The following is a 16,389-nucleotide window of genomic DNA, read 5'->3' as shown; positions in this document are numbered from 1 at the left end:
TGTTTAAGATAAAACATTATATCTATTTAACACTCATGCTAATTCTTTGGAGACTCTTTTTATGAGCATGTAGACCAGCGGTATGACTGCTATTGCAAAGGCTATAGCAAAGCCCCAGCTGAACGCATATATGATGCTTGTAACATTAGAGAACGGCTGCACTATGACAGCTATTGCTATAAGTAGGAACACGACGTAGAGCAGGAACCTACCGTAGCCGGCCAGGTCTTTGAGCTCAGGGTGCGACTTCAGGAGGTTGTCAACCACGGTGTCAGTTATGCTTAAAGTAGCTACAAGTATCACTGAAGCGATTATGATGTCATAGAACAGGTATGGGTTTATGAACTTTATCCAGTAGAATATTGCCAGCTGGGCTGCAACCGTTATTATCACTGCGTAGAGGCCGAACTTAAGCACGTTAAATATGGCCCCGAAGAATGGGTTTCCGGAGCCGCCCACCTGCTTCTGCATGTAGTCCACGAGTATGTTAACGAGCGCTATTCCAAGCGTTAGCAGCACTATAGCGCCTGCCAGGGAGGGCAGGTAGTTGGCTATCTCAGTCATATAGACGGTTGCCATGCCGAGCTTTAGCACTGAGAACCCTATGGCCAGTGATATCAATATAATGAAGGCCTTTACAGCGCCGACGCTGAGGCCTAATAGGTTGGCAACGTCAGGGTACTGGGCGAAGAACCTGAGGTTTAGTACTCTTCTTAGGACCGCGGCAACTGCATAAGCAACTACGACGCCTATTACTACTATTATAATGAATTCTATTATAATGAATTCTATTATCGAGGGCAGGCTCTGAGTAAGGGCGTAGCTTAGAGTTGAGAGCACGCCACTCACTGGACGATCACCAGGTCTCTTTTCTCTTCTAATAAACAAATTTAAAAATCTTTCTGAAGTAGTTTTTTATATTAAAAATATAATAGGGCCACAGCTAGTGCTAATAATAAGTTATAATATTATGGTGCATTCTTGACAGCTGGCAGGCGTATAATCTTGCGCGGGCTTTACCCGGATCAGCCTATTGTAGGCGTTGGTTCCCTTGTAATAATTAACGATCGGGTCCTCCTGGTTAAGAGGGCGGCGCCGCCAGACAAGGACAAGTGGGCTATACCTGGGGGCAAGGTAGAGCTCGGCGAGGGGCTCTACGCCGCCGCCGAGAGGGAGCTAGCTGAGGAGACAGGTCTACTATGTAGCTCTAAAGGCGTAGTGAACGTCGATGAAATAATAACTAGAGACGAAAATGGAAAGGTAATGTTCCACTACATCCTGATAACGGTCCTTATGGAAAACTGTAGGGGGACTCCAAGGGCTTCAAGCGATGCTGTAGATGTTAGGCTGTTTGACATTAAGGAGGCGTCGGAAAGCGCGGAGGTTGCTGCCTCGACGCGCGAGTTCCTCAAAAAGGTTATGAGAGGCCTGACAACCATGACGAACCCCATTGAGGTCATCACTACGTCATCGCGATGATCCGCTCTTTTAATAATGCGCTTTCCGCTCACTATCGGAACATGGCCGCCAGCTAGTAAATGCAGAAAATTCTGATAGCCGCAGGACTTCATCAAGCTAACAGATATAAGTCCTTTAAAAACTCAGCACACGAGGGCCTTGAGTTGCAGGGCTGGGGACCGCCATGGTCTCACATGGCCAGAGGAAGGAGAAGGGGTTGGCTGAGGCCGCTGGTCCTCTCACTTCTCGCTAAGAGGCCTATGAATGGCATGGAGCTTATGGAGGAAATTTACAGGCTCACAGGAGGTCTCTGGAGGCCCTCGCCGGGAAGCATTTACCCTACGCTTGCCGAGCTAAGCGACGAGGGCTTCATCTCAAGGCGCGACGATGGAAGATACGAGCTTACTGAGAGGGGGCTACAGCTGGCGCAGACCCTTTACATGCCCCTAGCGTCGGCCCTTGACCCGCTCGTGATGCTTGACAACGCCCTGACGGACCTTGAGGAGCAGCTTAGCGAGTCCCCAACTATGCTCAAGGACAAGCTTCAGCGCCTGCTTGAAGCAAGGAGGAGGCTTGACGCTATAATCGAGAAGCTGAAGGGACAGGCCGGCCCTTGACATAGGGGCACATCGGGTCGGGGGCCCTCAGCGTCCTGTACCTCTGCAGCGCCCTGGCAGGGCAACCGCCGCGGCAGAGCTCATACATTGTACATGAGCTGCACGGCAGCACGTTGCTCAGGTCCCTCCGCCTGAGGCCCCCAAAGCCGCCCCTCCAAAGCTCCTTAATGCTGTCCCTCCTCACGTTGCCCTCAGGCTTCATGAGTCCAATAAGAAGCTCGCACCCATAAACGTCACCGTTGGCGTCTATCACCATCCTTGACCTGCCTGCTGGGCACGTCTGGTAACTGCTCTTGCCGAGCAACTCCTTGGCCTTCCTGTAGCTTTCCTGAAGTAGGCTTATCGGCATAAGGAACCTCATGGAGCTCAGCGAGATCCTTGGGCTGCCCGCCGCCAAAGGCAGTATCGTCCTCCAGATATTCTCAGACGGCCGTTGAAGCCGGTTTACAATCGCTCTCCCAAAAGGCGCCAGCGCCTCAAAAGTTATGCTGTCCACTCCTAGGTTCTTTGCTAAGTCAATCATGGACTTAACATAGGCCTCGTTAGCGCTGAAAAGGGTGACCCCGATGGTGACCCTGAGGCCCACCTCCTTCAGGTGCCTTATGGCCGAGATGGCGGCCCTGAAGGAGCCTGGCGGCCTTATGGAATCATTTATGGCCTCACTTGGACCGTCAAGTGACACCTGGACCTCCGAGAGCCCTGACTCCCTGAGCCTTACGGCCTCCCTCTTACCTATGAGCGTGCCGTTAGTGCTCATGGAGACCTTCATGCCGAGCCCTGAGGCTGAGCTTATGATGTCGTAGATGTCCCTCCTGAGCATGGGCTCGCCGCCAAGGATGTACAGGACTCTGGTGCCCAGGTCCACGAGCTCCGAGAATGCCCGGGACCACTCCTCATAGCTCAACTCATCAGGGAGAGGCTTATCAGCGGAGATATAGCAATGGAGGCACCTGAGGTTGCAGGCCCTGGTGACGTACGCGGAGACCTGGTACGGAACCCCCTCGGCAGCGAGACCCTCTGAGCCCTCAGCCAAGTGGCTTAGGGGCGTCGCTGGGCACTCCGTCAGGAAGGCCTCGGCAAGGACATCGCTGAATATCTCATCGCCTTTCAACGCTTCCTCCAAGGCGCACGCTTAGCTACTAGCAGTTATTAGCTTTGGCAAGGCTCTAGTCGCTAGGAAGCAGATGGCAAACCAGTTGGAGGCCGGCGCTGTAACAAAGAAGTACAGGAAGGGCATGACAAAGGTTGGCCTCTTCTACCCGTCAACCTATGGAGTGGCCATGTCGTCCCTGGTATACCACAGGCTCTACTTTATGTTAAATGACATGGAGAACGCCTACGTTGAGAGGCTCGTGATGCCTAGCGCTTCAGGAGGCCCTGTACAGCTCAGGGGGCTGGAGGGCGGCACACCCCTCAGGTCCTTTGACTACCTAGTTATACCGGTGCACTACGAGCTTGACTATGCTAACGTAGTTAGAGCGCTCATAGGCTCAGGGGTTAGCGTGAGGTCTGCCGACAGGGCCGGCCCGAAGATAATAATGGGAGGGCCCGCCGTGACGGCGAACCCGGAACCCATGGCAGACGCGGCAGATGCCATAATAATGGGCGACCTGGAGCCGTCAAGTCTGTGGCTAGAGGAGGTGCTCAACGAGGGCGCTCCCATAGAGCCCTCTGAGCACGTTTACGTCCCATCTTATGGACCTCACGAGGTTCGCATAGCCTCCTCCGGCGAGATAAGGGGGGATCCCAGGAGAGTAATGGCTCCGGAGGCCGCATTTACAATAGCTGTTGAGCTGGTGAGGGGCTGCCCCTTCTCATGCATTTTCTGTATGGACTCCTACATAACCAAGCCGTTCAGGCCCAGGCCCGCCGATGATGTAGTCAGGGAGGCCAGGCAGCTTTACCAAAGGTACAAGGAGAGGGTTGCCATGATAGGGCTCACTGTGAACGCCAGCCCGTGGTTTAAGGAAGTCCTGAGCTCGCTCCTCAGTGAGGGGATAAGGTTCTCCCTGCCCTCCATGAGGGCGGAGCTCCTCGACGAGGAGTCCGTGGGGCTCATAGCGTCTGCCGGCCAGAGGACAATAACGCTAGCCCCCGAGACCTCACAGAGGCTCAGGTTCGCCCTGGGCAAGTCGTCAAGGAATGAGGACTTCCTGAGGGTTGCCGAGAGGGCTGGCAAGCTTGGGCTTACAGTTAAGCTCTACATGATGGTCGGGGTGCCTGGGGAGAGGGAGGGGGACCTGAGGGAGGCCGCGGAGCTTGTTAAGAGCGTGTCACAGGTGGCCAGAGTTGAGCTCAGCGTCAACCCCCTCATCATTAAGCCTCAGACCCCGCTCCAGTGGCTCCCCATGAAGGACGAGGGGGAGCTGAACAGGAGGCTGAGGCTGTTCCGCGAGCTCGTGCCAGGTGTTAACTTCAGCTTTTACGACCCCTTCCTTGCGCTGGTGCAGGCCTCAATATCGCTTGGCAACAGGGATACCCTAAAGTACATAGTTGAGACTGCAATGGAAGGCGTTGGCAGAGGCTCGTGGAGAAGGCGCGCCGCGGAGGGCATGTTCTCAAGCGCCGTGAGGCCCAGGGCGTCCCCGCTGCCATGGAGCCATGTAATAGGGGCCGTGGATGAGGGCACCCTGAAAATGAGGCTTAAGGCATATCTGGCAGAGGTGCCTGAGGCGCTGGAGGAGCTAGGGGATGTCAAGGGAATATTTTAAAGCCCCCACCTTATGCTTAACCTGGGTGCGGCGGTCGTCTAGCCTGGATTAGGACGTCGGCCCCCCAAGCCGAAGGTCCCGGGTTCAAATCCCGGCCGCCGCACCAGATCGCCTAAAAATCAATCAACATTGATTATATGTAGCTATGTTCCCATATAACCATCCTGCTGACCAAACCAGTCAGAAAATCATAGGTGCATATATGTGAGCCCTTAAAATGGCGAAGCCCCAAACCCACCCCAGTGGTGAGACCTTGAGCCAATGGAGTCTAAGGGGATCCACGTAGTTGTGGACCCCTCTAAGTGCGTTGGCTGTAATATATGCGAGCTCTGGTGCTCCTATGAACATGAAGGTGTGTTCTCGAGGTCCCTCTCCAGAATATCAGTTATAACTTATGAACGCCTAGGCTTTGATTATCCCGTGGTATGCCAGCAGTGTGAGCCAGCCCCATGCGTCGAGCTGTGCCCCACCGGCGCGCTGAGCAAAGGAAAGCTCGGTGAGGTGAACCTAGACAAGGGCAAGTGCATAGGCTGCAGGGTGTGCAGCGAGGTCTGTCCCTATGGCGCTGCGAGAATGGAGCCCAGGGAGGCCCGCTACCCCCTCATCTGTGACCTGTGCGGCGGGGAGCCCATGTGCGTCGCCAGGTGCCCAACTAATGCGCTGTCGCTTTCCAAGGTAACCAACGTAAAGGTGAAGCCGCGTAACGCCGCCGAGGCCTTCGCCATAAGCGAGCTCAGGAAGTTGGCGGATGAGTGGGGTGTTGACGTTGACGAGGCTTAAGGGCTATGGAGGGAAGGTGCTCAGGGTAGACCTTACTCACAGAACATACAGGGCTGAGGAGCTCGACCCCTCGCTCGCCAAGGCCTTCATAGGCGGCAGGGGGCTCAACGCCTACAGGCTATACTGGGAGGTTCCGCCGGGCGTCGACCCGCTGGGGCCTGAGAACAAGCTAATGATAGCGACGGGGCCCCTGGTAGGCTTCCCCCACGGCCTTGGGTCGAGGCTTAACGTGACCTCCCGCTCGCCCCTGACAGGCCTCCTCGGGGACTCCAACGCAGGCACTCACTTCTCCGAGGAGATGAAGTTCGCCGGCTATGACCAGATAATCATAGAGGGCAGAAGTGAAAGGCCTGTGTACCTGTACATCACGGAGTCAGGCGTTGAGTTCATGGATGCCGAGGGCCTCTGGGGGTTCACCGTGTCGCAGACCCACGAGGCTATAAGGCATGAACTCGGGGATCAGAGGGTCCAGGTGGGCGCAGTTGGGCCTGCGGCTGAAAACCTTGTGAAGTTCGCTGGGGTCTTCTTCAACGTCTACAGGGCCGCCGGCAGGACTGGCATGGGGACGGTGTTGGCCTCCAAGAACGTTAAGGCAATAGCCGTGAGGGGGGACGGCTACATTGAAGCTGAGAACGTAGATGAGCTCATCAAGGTTATAGATGAGATGCTCCGCAGAATCTATGAGAACCCGCAGTACTGGCCAAGGAGAATAATGGGCACGTCGAGGGTGCTGATGGCCGGCCAGAGGCTTGGCTTTCTCCCAGGGAGGCACTTCCAGGACCCAGTGGTTGACTACGCGTATGATGTCAGCGGCGAGAGGCTCGCCAGGGAGTACAACGTTAAGGTGAGGGCGTGCTCGGCCGGCTGCGCACTGCCCTGCGCGAGGTTCTTCATGATAAAGAGGGGGCCGCTGGCCGGCCTCATGGGTGAGGGGCCTGAGTACGAGCCCCTCGGCGGCTTCACCGTCAGGGTGGGCAACAGGGACCTGGACAGGGCGCTCAAGATAATACTCAAGGTGGCGGACTACGGCATGGACGCCATAACCACGAGCGAGGTCATAGCTTGGCTCATGGAGCTGAGGCAGCGCGGTGAGATAACGGATGAGGAGGCCGGCGTGAAGCTGGAGTGGGGCAACCCTGACACAATAGAGGAGCTCGTGGACATGATAGCCTACAGGAGGGGCATAGGCAAGGTCCTGGCAGAGGGCGTCAAGAGGGCCTCTGAGATGCTGAACAGAGGCAAGGACATAGCGTTCCACGTTAAGGGGCTGGAGATGATACAGGCGGACCCGAGGGCCCTCAAGGGCTACGGCCTCGGCTTTGCGGTGGCCAGCAGGGGAGCGGATCACCTCAGGTCTGAGCCCTTCGTTGAGGTTGAGGACGATCCTGAGCTTGGCAAGAAGATGTTCGGGGAGCCCGAGGCAGCGATGAGGCTAGGCGTCAAGGGTAAGGGCAAGCTGATAAACTACTTTGAGGACCTCAATGCAATCGTAGATTCGTTTGAGTCCTGTAAAAACACGGCAGAGAACATGCTAATACTTGACTTTGATATGGCCGCCAGGGCCTACACCGCAATCACAGGAATCCACGTCACCGAGAGCGAGATGAGGGAGGCCGGCATGAGGATAGTTAACATAGAGAGGGCCTACCTAGTCAGGGAAGGAGTGAGGAGGTCCCACGACAGGCTGCCGAAGAGGTTCCTGGAGGAGCCGCTGAGGAGCGGGCCAGCTAAGGGGCACGTGATAGAACTTGACGTCATGTTAGATGAATATTATGACGTGAGAGGCTGGACCAGGGATGGCGTACCAAGGAGGTCCACCCTACTAAGGCTGGGGCTCAAGGAGGTGGCCATGGACTTGGAGGCCAGGGGAATAAAGCTCGAGGACTAGCTAACGCGTTAATTGCCCCCCAGGTAAAAGCTAGCAGGTGAGGGCTGTGGAAGTAAGCCTTTCTCCCTCATCCCTGATAATTGCAAGGCTTCACCCCGGGGAGGAGCTGCTTGAGTCCGTGAGGCAGCTCTCCAGGAAGTACTCAATAAGTGGCGGCCTCATAGTAGCCATCGGAGGCCTGAAGCACCTGGAGGTAGGCGTCTACAAGCAGGGAAAGTATGACGTCCAAAGCTTCGACGCCGGCGAGGGCGAGACCATAGAGCTCACGTCTGCCGTAGGGAGCCTGGCCCTCGACGAAACTGGGGCCCCCTCGCCTCACATACACGTGACGGCGGCACTGCCAGATCATCAACCCGTGTCGGGCCACCTGCTTAAGGGCGTGGTCAGCCCCCTGGCTGAAGTCTTCATAGTGAGCGCCTCTGGGACCCTTCGGAGGCTCATGGATCAGTCCATAGGGCTTCCGGCGTTAACTCTGTGAGGCTGTCAGCTTGATACCAAGAGCAGCAGCTCTCGCAATGGCCGTGTCGGTTGGCGTGGCCTTTGGAGTACATGACGCTGTCGCGAAGATGAAACTTGAAGGCGCTGACCCGTCACTTCTCTCGTTCTCGACGCTCTTGGCAGGGCTCCCGCTCCTTGCTATAGTGCTGCCCTTCGCTGGCGGCCTCAGGCTAACCCTCGCGTCAGCTGGGCTCTTTATTGTAGCTGGCATAGTGAACTTCAGCGTCGGAAGGACACTCATGTACGCCGCGACCTCCCGACTATCCTCCAGTGGTGCGAGCGTTATGACCAGCTCCAGCGCGGCCTTCTCAATACTCATGAGCCTGATCCTGGGCGAGCGGGTAACGCCCTCAATAGTTCTAGGGGTCGTCGCTATAATGGCCGGCGTTTACCTGGCTTCGGACTGGGGCACGGAGAGGTTCAGCCTCTCGGGCCTTGGACTTGGGCTTGCCACAGGCTTTGCCATAGCGTCATCAGTGGCTATAATAAAGCTTGGCGACCTCTACGGTGGCAGCCCAGGGCTCGGAGTGATAATAGCTTACCTCTCAGGGCTGGTGGCGCTTAGCCCCAGGGCTAGCCTGGGCCTGCTGAGGAGGTCCGGGAAGCCTGTCGCTATAATGGGCCTGGCCGCGGCCCTGGGCCAGCTTCTCAGGTACGTGGCCCTCACGTCCTTGGAAGTTGACGTCGTGACCCCGCTTCAAAACCTGAGGCCCATAGTGACGACCGCCTTACTTTACGGCGCCACCAGGGAGGCTGGCAAGCACCCTATGATAAGGCACTGGGTCGCGGCCTGCGTGGCGTTCCTTGGAATACTGCTGGTGTCGGGAACTATAGCTCTATAATTATTAAAATTAAAGAAAAACTTTAAAATATAATTATGTTTTAGAAGCAATTATTTAGTTATGCTTTTTCCTCACATTTATTATGTAGTCCTTAAATATAGCCCTCATTGTCGGCACGTCTACTATGGGCGTTCCATCGTCCTTTGCTATTACGTTCTTGGCCGGCGACATCTGCATGTACATTGGGTTCACCTTAGAGACGTTGTCGACGAAGCTCTCGACATACGGGTTAGCATAGAATATGCCCACAGGTATTCTGTCTCCCCACTCCTGGGCCTTAGCAAACGCCCTGCTCAGCTTCTCGGCCACCTCCTTTGGGTCAGGGCCCTTCACGTATGGGTCCCAGTCCTTCTCGCTGTCAAGCTTGTAGAGCCTCTGCTTGTAAAAGTCCGGCGTGTAGATGTTGTTCCACGTCGGGCACGGCTGCAGCACGTCTATGACTGCTGCGCCCCTGTGCTTTATGGCGGCCTTCAGTATCTCCTTAAGGTCGTCTATCCACAGCGCATAGGCCCTGGCCACAAAGGTGTAGCCGCTTGCAAGGGCGACAGATATCGGGTTAACCCAGTCCTGCATGTTAGGTAAGGGCATTGACTTGACCCTCTGGCCTGCCCTCAGAGTTGGCGACGCCTGCCCCTTGGTCAGGCCGTACACCTGGTTATCGTGAATTATCACTTTTATGTCCAGGTTTCTCCTTCCAAGTGCGACGAAGTGCGCCATGCCTATTCCCAGGAGGTCGCCGTCGCCGCCGTTAACCAGCACCGTGAGCTCTGGGTTGGCCAGCTTTATGCCCTCGGCGTAAGGTATGGATCTCCCGTGAAGGTTGTGGACGCCGTTTACATTGAGGAAGTGTGACGTCTTGCCGCTGCAGCCTATGCCTGAAACGTCGACCACTTTGTCTGGCGGTATGTTCAGCTCCGCCAGCGCCCTCTGCATGGCTGTCAGTATGCCGAAGTTGCCGCACGCAGGGCACCAGTCGACCCACACGTTAGTCCTATATGCGGCCTCACTCGCCATAGGTCAACACCTCCCTCACGCTCTTACCCTCAAGGATCCTCTTCACGGCCTCCTTGAGCTCCATGCGATACATGGGCCTCCCCGTGTACTTCAAAATAAACCTTGATATCTCAAAGCCGGTGTTCATCTCTATAACCTTGGCCGCCTGGCCAAGGTAGTTATGCTCAACGTCTATTACCCTCTTGGGGTCGAACTTTGACAGGATGTCAGCCACGTACTTTGATGGGAACGGGCTGAATACCTTTAAGTGAAGGTAGGCGCCGTGATAGCCCTCCTGCTTCAGTTCCTCAAGGGCATCAAGGGCCGCCCCCTTCACGAAGCCCCAGCCCACCAGCAGGAAATCAGCGTTGTCGTCGCCGTAGTATACGGCCCTCTCCTCCACGGGTATCTCCTGGTCCATGATCTCAAGCTTCTTCATCCTCTTGTCATACATCTTGACCCTGTTTATAGGGTCCTCGCTTATGTGGCCCCACTCGTTATGTTCATCGCCGGTGTACCAGGTTATAGCGCCAGAGCCTATGGCAGGCCTCGGGCTTATGGGGTCGCTTAGGTCGAACCTCTTCATGGGTCCTGAGGCCTTAAGTATAAGCTTGCCCCTGTCAACCTTAACCTTAGAGGGGTCAGGCATCCTCATGGCTGATATGACGTTAGCCATGTATTTGTCTACGAGGTGTATAACAGGCACCTGGAACCTCTCGGCCCAGTTGAGGGCCTTCAGCGTGTCGTAGAATGCCTCCTCTATGTCACCACTTGCAATCACTATCCTTGGGAACTCGCCGTGGCTCGCGAAGAGCGAGAAAAGCAGGTCAGCCTGCTCCCCCCTTGTCGGCTGTCCAGTGCTTGGGCCTCCCCTCTGGTAGAAGGTTATCAGCAGCGGCACCTCGTTGTGGCCAGCCCAGCCAAGGCCCTCAGCCATCAGGCTGAAGCCTGGCCCGCTGGTTGCCGTGGCTGCCCTCACGCCTGTGAGTGCGGCGCCTATTGCTGAGTTTATAGCTGCCAGCTCGTCCTCAGTCTGGAAGACAACTATTGAGCCCACCGGCTTGCCATCAACGCTGACGGCCTGGTGAGCCTCTATGAACACAGACTCATCCGATGCTGGCGTTATTGGGTAGTACGACTGATACCTGACGCCGCCCACTATCTTAGCCATGCCTATAACGTCGTTCCCACTGGCGCTGATCATCTCCTCAACGTCGAGCTTGGGCTCATCGAGCTTTGCAAGTCCCCTCACGTCCTTGGGGACGCTCTCCATTGTAAGTCCTATGACGACCATATTAGCGTTAACTATCTTCTGGTTTCCCTTGAACCTCACGCTGAGCCCGTCCCTTATTACCTCTGGGTCAACGCCCAGGACCGCAGCTGCGGCCCCCAGGAGTATGCTGTTCCTGTAGCGCTGCACCTCAACGCTGCTGACGCCGAGCTTCTGTCTGGCCTCGTCAAGTATCTTCCTGAAGTCCAGAGGAACAGAATGAGCGTTTAGCTTCTCCTCAACGATCTTGGCAGCGTTGCCTACAGTGGGCTCGAGACCGTACTCCTTGAACCTGGCCTCGACCCTCTCCCTTACCTCAGGCTCCATGCTTATTACTTGGGAGATCTTCGTCTTATCAACGCCTGCATCGTAAACTAAGACCCCTCCCGGCGCAACCTCATGGAAGTGTGTCAGGACGGACTCAGCGTCCATTGCGCCCACGAGCTCGACTGGATAGGTTAGGCTGCGCGGGAACGAGGTGGCTGATATGGTGAAGTGCACGTACGAATGTCTTCCCACTATGTTTGAGTAGTACTCCCTGTCTGACATGATGCCATAGCCTAGCCCTGCCAGGGAGGCCGTGAGCACCGAGGCGCTGGTCTCAACTCCAGCGCCCTGCGGCCCGCCCAGCAGCAGGTGAACCTCCTTAAGTGCCATTGCTCACACTCATCAAATTAAGCTAGCCTAAAACGCTTTTACACTGATGTATGTATTTTTCTTTTTCATAATCTTAAATAATTTCTTCAAAATATTTTTATAGAAAAGTATTATAAAGTGTATCCAGGCTACTTGTGAAGTCTCTCCCTCAGCCTCTTCGTGAGCACCGGCACAAACTGGTAGAGGTCGGCCACTACTCCATAGTCGCAGTTCTTGAATATTGGGGCGCTCTTGTCGTTGTTTATGGCTACTACAAGCTTAGCGTCAGTGATGCCCGCCAGGTGCTGCGGCGCGCCGCTTATGCCTATTGCCATGTAAAGCTTTGGAGCCACCTTGTGGCCGCTCAGGCCAACCCAGTGGTCCTCGCTAAGCCACTTGAGGTCGGCCGCCACGGGCCTTGAGCAGCCTATCTGGGCGTTGAGCACCTCCGCCAGATCAAAGGCCAGCTTGAGGTCGTCCTTGCTCCTGAACCCCCTCCCGACACTCACTATTATCTCAGCCGCCTCTATATTAACGCCGCCCCTCTCCTTGGGCCTTCTCTCAACAACTTTAATGGATGGAGTGACCGTTAGCTCCTTTACGTCGCCTTTGGACTGCGACTTCTGCGCCTTGGGCGTCTTCCTGGCGGCCAGGAGGAGGACCGCTGGCAGTGGGACTACGTCGTCCTCCAGCGCCCTCCCGCTTAGGAAGCCGCGAGTGTATGAGACCTGGTCGCCTGAGAGCTTCACATTGAAGACCTCAGTTGCCATGGGCAGATCGTAGAGCCCTGCAAGCCTCGAGAGGGCGTCCTTCAGGTTCTTAGAGGTTAAGGCGACTACAAGGGAAGGCTTGACCTGGTCATAGATCTCCTTAACAGCCTTGAATATGGACTCAGGGTCGTCCTGGGCTATATGATAGACTATGTGGCCGTACTCGGCCAGCGAGGCCGCATTAACGTTGCCATAAGCCACTATGTGTACGCTGCCCAGCTGCCTGGCTATAGTTAGGGCCTCAGCTATGTCATCTTCAGAACCTCCAACGACCAACGAGGAAGCCATTGCCATCACCTCACGCCTTTATCACGCCCTCGGAAACCAGGGCATCTATCAGCTTGTCGGCAGTCTCCTCAAGGGTCTTGCCCTCTATCATTACCTGCTTCCTCTTGACCGCAAGCACCCTGGCAGCTGAGAGCTTCTTCTTTGGTGTCACCACGTCGCTTAGGTCGCTTAACTTGACCACGTGCTGCGGCTTCCTTGAGGCCATCCTTATCTGTATCAGTGTTGGAGGCCTTGGAGAGTTTATCTCCCTGGTGACGCTCACAACTGCGGGAAGCGGGGCCTCTACAACCTCCACGTAGTCCTCCACGTCTCTCTCGGCCACCAGGGTGTTGCCTTTGATATCTATTTTTCTCGCGAAGCTAACGTAGGGCAGGTCGAGCTTCGCGGCGACCCTGCCCGCCACCTGGCCCGAGAACCCATCAATGGTGGCCTCGCCGGCCAGTATTATATCCGGCTTTATGTTGAACTTCCTGAGCACAGCCACTATAGCGGAAGCTGTGGTCACCTGGTCTCCAGGGGTTATTAAGTCATCCTCAACTATGTAGGCCTCGTCCACACCCTTTGCCAGGCCCTCCTGAACGGCCATCTTTATGTCCTTGTCCCTCTTAGCCACGGGCCCCCATGTAGCTACGCTTATGGAGTAAATCTTTGAGCCCTTGAGGTACTGGTCCCTGATCCTTACCGCCTCCTCCACCGCGTTCCTGTCTATGTCGGAGAGCTTCAGGGGCATGTAGTCAAAGTCCACGGAGCCCTCGGGGGTCCCCCTTATCATCTCCGGGTTGAGGGCCGGCTTCAGCAACACCACTATGTCTCCCACGTGATCACCCGCCTGCTATATTTGACCCTGTAAATAAAAGGCCAAGCTTATGGGCTGCATATAGGGGGCTCAGCTGAGCTCTTTTGGAGTTTACCGTTTGTCCTGCGCCTTCGCTTAATCATTTCCTTAAATCATGGTCGGCGCAGGGACTTCCGCCTTGCCGCAGGGCTTTTGAAACCTCGTGGGCCTACGGGTTATCGAGCCCAACGGAGTGGGGACTCCCATCTAAGGCAAGTCGCAGGGCTCGAGGAAGGGCTCAGCCCAACATGAGCGACTTGAATATCTGCACGTAAGGTACTCCACCCACCACTATCTCAGAGCCTGGGGCTACAAGGCCGAGCCTCGCTGCAAGCTCCACCGACCTCTTGCCGACGAGCACTATCATGTCGGCTTCGTCAAAGTGCCTCAGCACGTCGTTCTCATCGCCAACCTTATCTCCGAAGAACTCCTCGTTAACTTCAAGCACCGCCCCGTCCTCCCTTGTGAACCTCCTATTTAGTAGCTCGGCGTCAGCTACTGCTAACACCGTGCCAGACTCGGACCTTATTATGTTGTAGACCAGCTTGCTTCCCATGTCGGTCAGCTCAAAAGTTGTAACGACGAGGGATGTTTAAAAGCTCAAGTAGGGCTAATTGGCTACTGCGGCAGCGCCTGTCTGAAGACGCGCAGCGCGTTGCCCCACAGGACGGCCTCTGCGTGGCTGCCAAGCCTTGAAGCCAGGTCATCAATGTTGGAGAGGTCTGAGAACCCCTGCGGGTACTTGTCAAGGCCTAGGAAGTCCGTGCCCAGGGCCACGTAGTCCCACCCAAACCTCTCGCCGATGTAGCTGGCCACTGTGGCTATTCCATTTATGTCGTCGGATGGCAGCGTGCCCGGTATGCTGGTCACGCCAATCACGCCCCCGGTCTTTACTATGCCTTCTATCTCCGCGTCGTCGAGGTTCCTGTAGTGCTGCTTAAGTGCCATCACGTTGCTGTGGGTGGCTATGACGGGCTTCCTGCTTAGTGACGTCACGTCAAGGGTCGTCTGCCTGGACGAGTGCGACACGTCTATTATCACTCCAAGCTCGTTGGCAAGCTTTACCAGCTCCTCGCCCTGGTCTGTGAGGCCGTAGTCCTTCTTTGAGGTGCAGGAGGACGCGAACTTGGTGTTATAGTTCCAAGTTGGAGCTATTACCCTGAGGCCAGCGTTAAAGAGCCAGAGCAAATCATAAGCGTCGCTTAGGGCATCCGTGCCCTCGAGCCCTATTATTAGCTTCACCCCAGGCTGATCCAGGTCGCTGGCCCTCCTCACTATTCTTACCTTGCCCTCGAGCTCAAGGCTTAGGAAGTACTTAAGCTGGTTGAGCAGCACGTTAAGCGTTAAGTCATACCTTCCCCTGCCGACCGCGGGGAATATCATGGCCACTACTGCAACGTCGCCTAACTTTGACAGCTTATCAAGGCTCGCGGGACCTTGCCCCGACACGAAGTCATAGCCCCTGGAGTACCAGTACCCTATGTCCTCATGTAGGTCAATAAGCCTCGTGGTCCCACCGGACAGCCTATGGTTAAAGGCTAAATATTATATGTTCACGTAATGAAACTTTATACGCGACTAGAACAGCTTTCTACTTAGTGAGCGAGTTGGCGCTGCAGGACTTTGAGGCCAGGAGAAGGCTGGCCGAGTACTTTAAGAATGAGTCTAAACGTGAGCTTGAGTATGCGGAAAAGCTGAGGGCGACCTCCGAGAGGTCCCAGAACCCGGTGGTAAAGCTCATAATGGACGCCGTGTCCCAGGATTCAATAAAGCACTCTAAGATTTATGAAACTATGGCATCCATAATTCAGGGCGCGGGACTCATAGACCAGGCGGAGTCCTCGGCCGTGCTTAACGACATAGAGTCGCACATAAAGATGGAGAAGGAGAGCATAGACGAACTTGAAAAGCTCAAAAATGATAATATGATAAAGTCCGACCCCGCGCTCACGTTCCTCATAGATATGCTGCTGAGGGACGAGAGCTTCCATCACGCCCTCCTGACGCAGATCTACAACGCAATAATAAAGAACATAACTCTCAGCGAGCAGGAAATATGGGACGCCGTGTGGCGTGATGCTACATATCATGGAACGCCGGGAGGTTAACCCCATAGGGTTCCTTTATTATGCACTGAGACCCTCGTAACTCAGGAGCCCCTTTTCTTTACGTATTGAAGTTCACCTTCTCATTAAGTTAATGTACAGTTGAACCTCGGCCAGGTCACTCAGGGCTTCAACAATATCAAGGGCCTCATAGACGTCGCGAGAGGAGTAGGCCACTATGCCGTGGCCTCTGAGCGCGGCCGCCTGGCACTGCTTAAGCGCGTCGCTTACCGCAGCCGCGAGCTCTGGGGTGCCAGGCTTTACATAAGGTACCTCGCTGACGCAATTAACTCTTGCCTTGGCCTCTGTAGTTATGGAAAGATCGAGCTTAGACCCGAGCTCGTAGAGCGCTATCACCTTAGGTGGGTGAGCGTGGACAACGCTCACGGCTGAAGGTATTGAACTGTAGATGCCTAGGTGCATCCTGAACTCGCTGCTCGGGGTTCCAACTATCACGTTACCGTCAAGAGTCATAACTGCTATGTCGTCGGCCTTAAGCTGATGCCTTGGAACTCCCGTCGGAGTTATGTAAACAAGTCCTGACGACCTGTCTATGACACTGACGTTACCCCCCTTCACTTGTACTAGCCCCCTCTGGTAAAGGAGCCTCATAACATCTGCAACGACTTCCATTACTTCCTCATTCAACCTCAACCTACGTAACCCATCTACCAGGACTATTACAACTGAGTTAAAAC

Annotated in this window: 17 protein-coding genes and 1 tRNA gene; 9 read left to right on the top strand and 9 right to left on the bottom strand. The window is 55.3% G+C overall.

The window, feature by feature from the left end; all coding sequences use genetic code 11:
* Positions 1–33: 33 nt before the first annotated feature.
* Complete coding sequence (locus tag ASAC_RS06600; protein ID WP_013267218.1) at positions 34–849, bottom strand: mechanosensitive ion channel family protein; 816 nt, start codon at positions 847–849, stop codon at positions 34–36.
* Between the two features lie 156 nt (positions 850–1,005).
* Here ASAC_RS06600 and ASAC_RS06595 point away from each other — a divergent pair, with 156 nt between their 5' ends.
* Together ASAC_RS06595 and ASAC_RS07655 are read left to right on the top strand one after the other, a co-directional pair.
* Positions 1,006–1,479, top strand: coding sequence for an NUDIX hydrolase (locus ASAC_RS06595; protein WP_013267217.1), 474 nt, complete (start codon positions 1,006–1,008; stop codon positions 1,477–1,479).
* 143 nt (positions 1,480–1,622) lie between these two features.
* Positions 1,623–2,075, top strand: a complete 453-nt coding sequence (locus ASAC_RS07655) for a PadR family transcriptional regulator (RefSeq protein WP_202965446.1) — start codon at positions 1,623–1,625, stop codon at positions 2,073–2,075.
* On the opposite strand, the gene ASAC_RS06585 is transcribed toward ASAC_RS07655, so the two are convergent.
* Positions 2,038–3,186, bottom strand: coding sequence for a radical SAM/SPASM domain-containing protein (locus ASAC_RS06585; protein WP_158303799.1), 1,149 nt, complete (start codon positions 3,184–3,186; stop codon positions 2,038–2,040). The two genes, ASAC_RS07655 and ASAC_RS06585, sit on opposite strands and share 38 nt — an antisense overlap.
* Positions 3,187–3,259: 73 nt before the next feature.
* On the opposite strand from ASAC_RS06585, the gene ASAC_RS06580 reads away from it, so the two are divergent.
* From ASAC_RS06580 to ASAC_RS06555, 6 genes are all read left to right on the top strand, one after another.
* A complete protein-coding gene (locus tag ASAC_RS06580) occupies positions 3,260–4,786 on the top strand; it encodes a B12-binding domain-containing radical SAM protein (RefSeq protein WP_148217197.1) in 1,527 nt (508 codons plus the stop codon).
* 27 nt (positions 4,787–4,813) lie between these two features.
* Positions 4,814–4,892, top strand: a tRNA-Gly gene (locus tag ASAC_RS06575).
* 155 nt (positions 4,893–5,047) lie between these two features.
* Positions 5,048–5,566: a 4Fe-4S dicluster domain-containing protein gene (locus tag ASAC_RS06570; RefSeq protein WP_013267213.1), complete on the top strand. Its 519-nt coding sequence runs from the start codon at positions 5,048–5,050 to the stop codon at positions 5,564–5,566.
* The gene (locus ASAC_RS06565; protein ID WP_013267212.1) at positions 5,553–7,454 is read left to right on the top strand and encodes an aldehyde ferredoxin oxidoreductase family protein; all 1,902 of its coding nucleotides are present in this window, start codon (positions 5,553–5,555) and stop codon (positions 7,452–7,454) included. The genes ASAC_RS06570 and ASAC_RS06565 overlap by 14 nt, the downstream gene beginning before the upstream one ends.
* Before the next feature lie 46 nt (positions 7,455–7,500).
* On the top strand, positions 7,501–7,932 hold the full coding sequence (locus ASAC_RS06560) for a PPC domain-containing DNA-binding protein (protein ID WP_158303798.1): 432 nt from the start codon (positions 7,501–7,503) through the stop codon (positions 7,930–7,932).
* 10 nt (positions 7,933–7,942) lie between these two features.
* The gene (locus ASAC_RS06555) at positions 7,943–8,794 is read left to right on the top strand and encodes a DMT family transporter (RefSeq protein WP_048812875.1); all 852 of its coding nucleotides are present in this window, start codon (positions 7,943–7,945) and stop codon (positions 8,792–8,794) included.
* A 54-nt stretch (positions 8,795–8,848) separates the two neighbouring features.
* Here the strand turns inward: ASAC_RS06555 and ASAC_RS06550 are convergent, their stop codons facing one another.
* The 6 genes from ASAC_RS06550 to ASAC_RS06525 all read right to left on the bottom strand — a co-directional run bounded on the left by ASAC_RS06550 (position 8,849) and on the right by ASAC_RS06525 (position 15,086).
* Positions 8,849–9,808 carry a 2-oxoacid:ferredoxin oxidoreductase subunit beta gene (locus ASAC_RS06550; RefSeq protein ID WP_013267209.1) on the bottom strand — a complete coding sequence of 320 codons (960 nt, stop codon included), beginning with the start codon at positions 9,806–9,808 and terminating at the stop codon, positions 8,849–8,851.
* On the bottom strand, positions 9,798–11,714 hold the full coding sequence (locus ASAC_RS06545) for a 2-oxoacid:ferredoxin oxidoreductase subunit alpha (protein WP_013267208.1): 1,917 nt from the start codon (positions 11,712–11,714) through the stop codon (positions 9,798–9,800). Before ASAC_RS06545 ends, ASAC_RS06550 begins: the two co-directional genes overlap by 11 nt.
* Positions 11,715–11,842: 128 nt before the next feature.
* Positions 11,843–12,751 (bottom strand): electron transfer flavoprotein subunit alpha/FixB family protein, encoded by a 909-nt coding sequence (locus ASAC_RS06540; RefSeq protein ID WP_048813036.1) that lies wholly within the window; start codon positions 12,749–12,751, stop codon positions 11,843–11,845.
* Positions 12,752–12,761: 10 nt separating this feature from the next.
* A complete protein-coding gene (locus ASAC_RS06535) occupies positions 12,762–13,568 on the bottom strand; it encodes an electron transfer flavoprotein subunit beta/FixA family protein (protein ID WP_013267206.1) in 807 nt (268 codons plus the stop codon).
* A 256-nt stretch (positions 13,569–13,824) separates the two neighbouring features.
* Positions 13,825–14,142, bottom strand: coding sequence for a DUF424 domain-containing protein (locus ASAC_RS06530; RefSeq protein WP_013267205.1), 318 nt, complete (start codon positions 14,140–14,142; stop codon positions 13,825–13,827).
* 62 nt (positions 14,143–14,204) lie between these two features.
* Complete coding sequence (locus ASAC_RS06525; RefSeq protein WP_083774100.1) at positions 14,205–15,086, bottom strand: dipeptidase; 882 nt, start codon at positions 15,084–15,086, stop codon at positions 14,205–14,207.
* 98 nt (positions 15,087–15,184) lie between these two features.
* Here ASAC_RS06525 and ASAC_RS06520 point away from each other — a divergent pair, with 98 nt between their 5' ends.
* On the top strand, positions 15,185–15,694 hold the full coding sequence (locus tag ASAC_RS06520; protein ID WP_013267203.1) for a hypothetical protein: 510 nt from the start codon (positions 15,185–15,187) through the stop codon (positions 15,692–15,694).
* Positions 15,695–15,766: 72 nt separating this feature from the next.
* Here the strand turns inward: ASAC_RS06520 and ASAC_RS06515 are convergent, their stop codons facing one another.
* Positions 15,767–16,339 carry a class II aldolase/adducin family protein gene (locus ASAC_RS06515; RefSeq protein WP_238523603.1) on the bottom strand — a complete coding sequence of 191 codons (573 nt, stop codon included), beginning with the start codon at positions 16,337–16,339 and terminating at the stop codon, positions 15,767–15,769.
* Positions 16,340–16,389 lie beyond the last annotated feature (50 nt).

This window comes from Acidilobus saccharovorans 345-15 (assembly GCF_000144915.1).
Taxonomy (GTDB): domain Archaea; phylum Thermoproteota; class Thermoprotei_A; order Sulfolobales; family Acidilobaceae; genus Acidilobus; species Acidilobus saccharovorans.
This window is presented reverse-complemented; position numbering and strand designations above follow the sequence as displayed.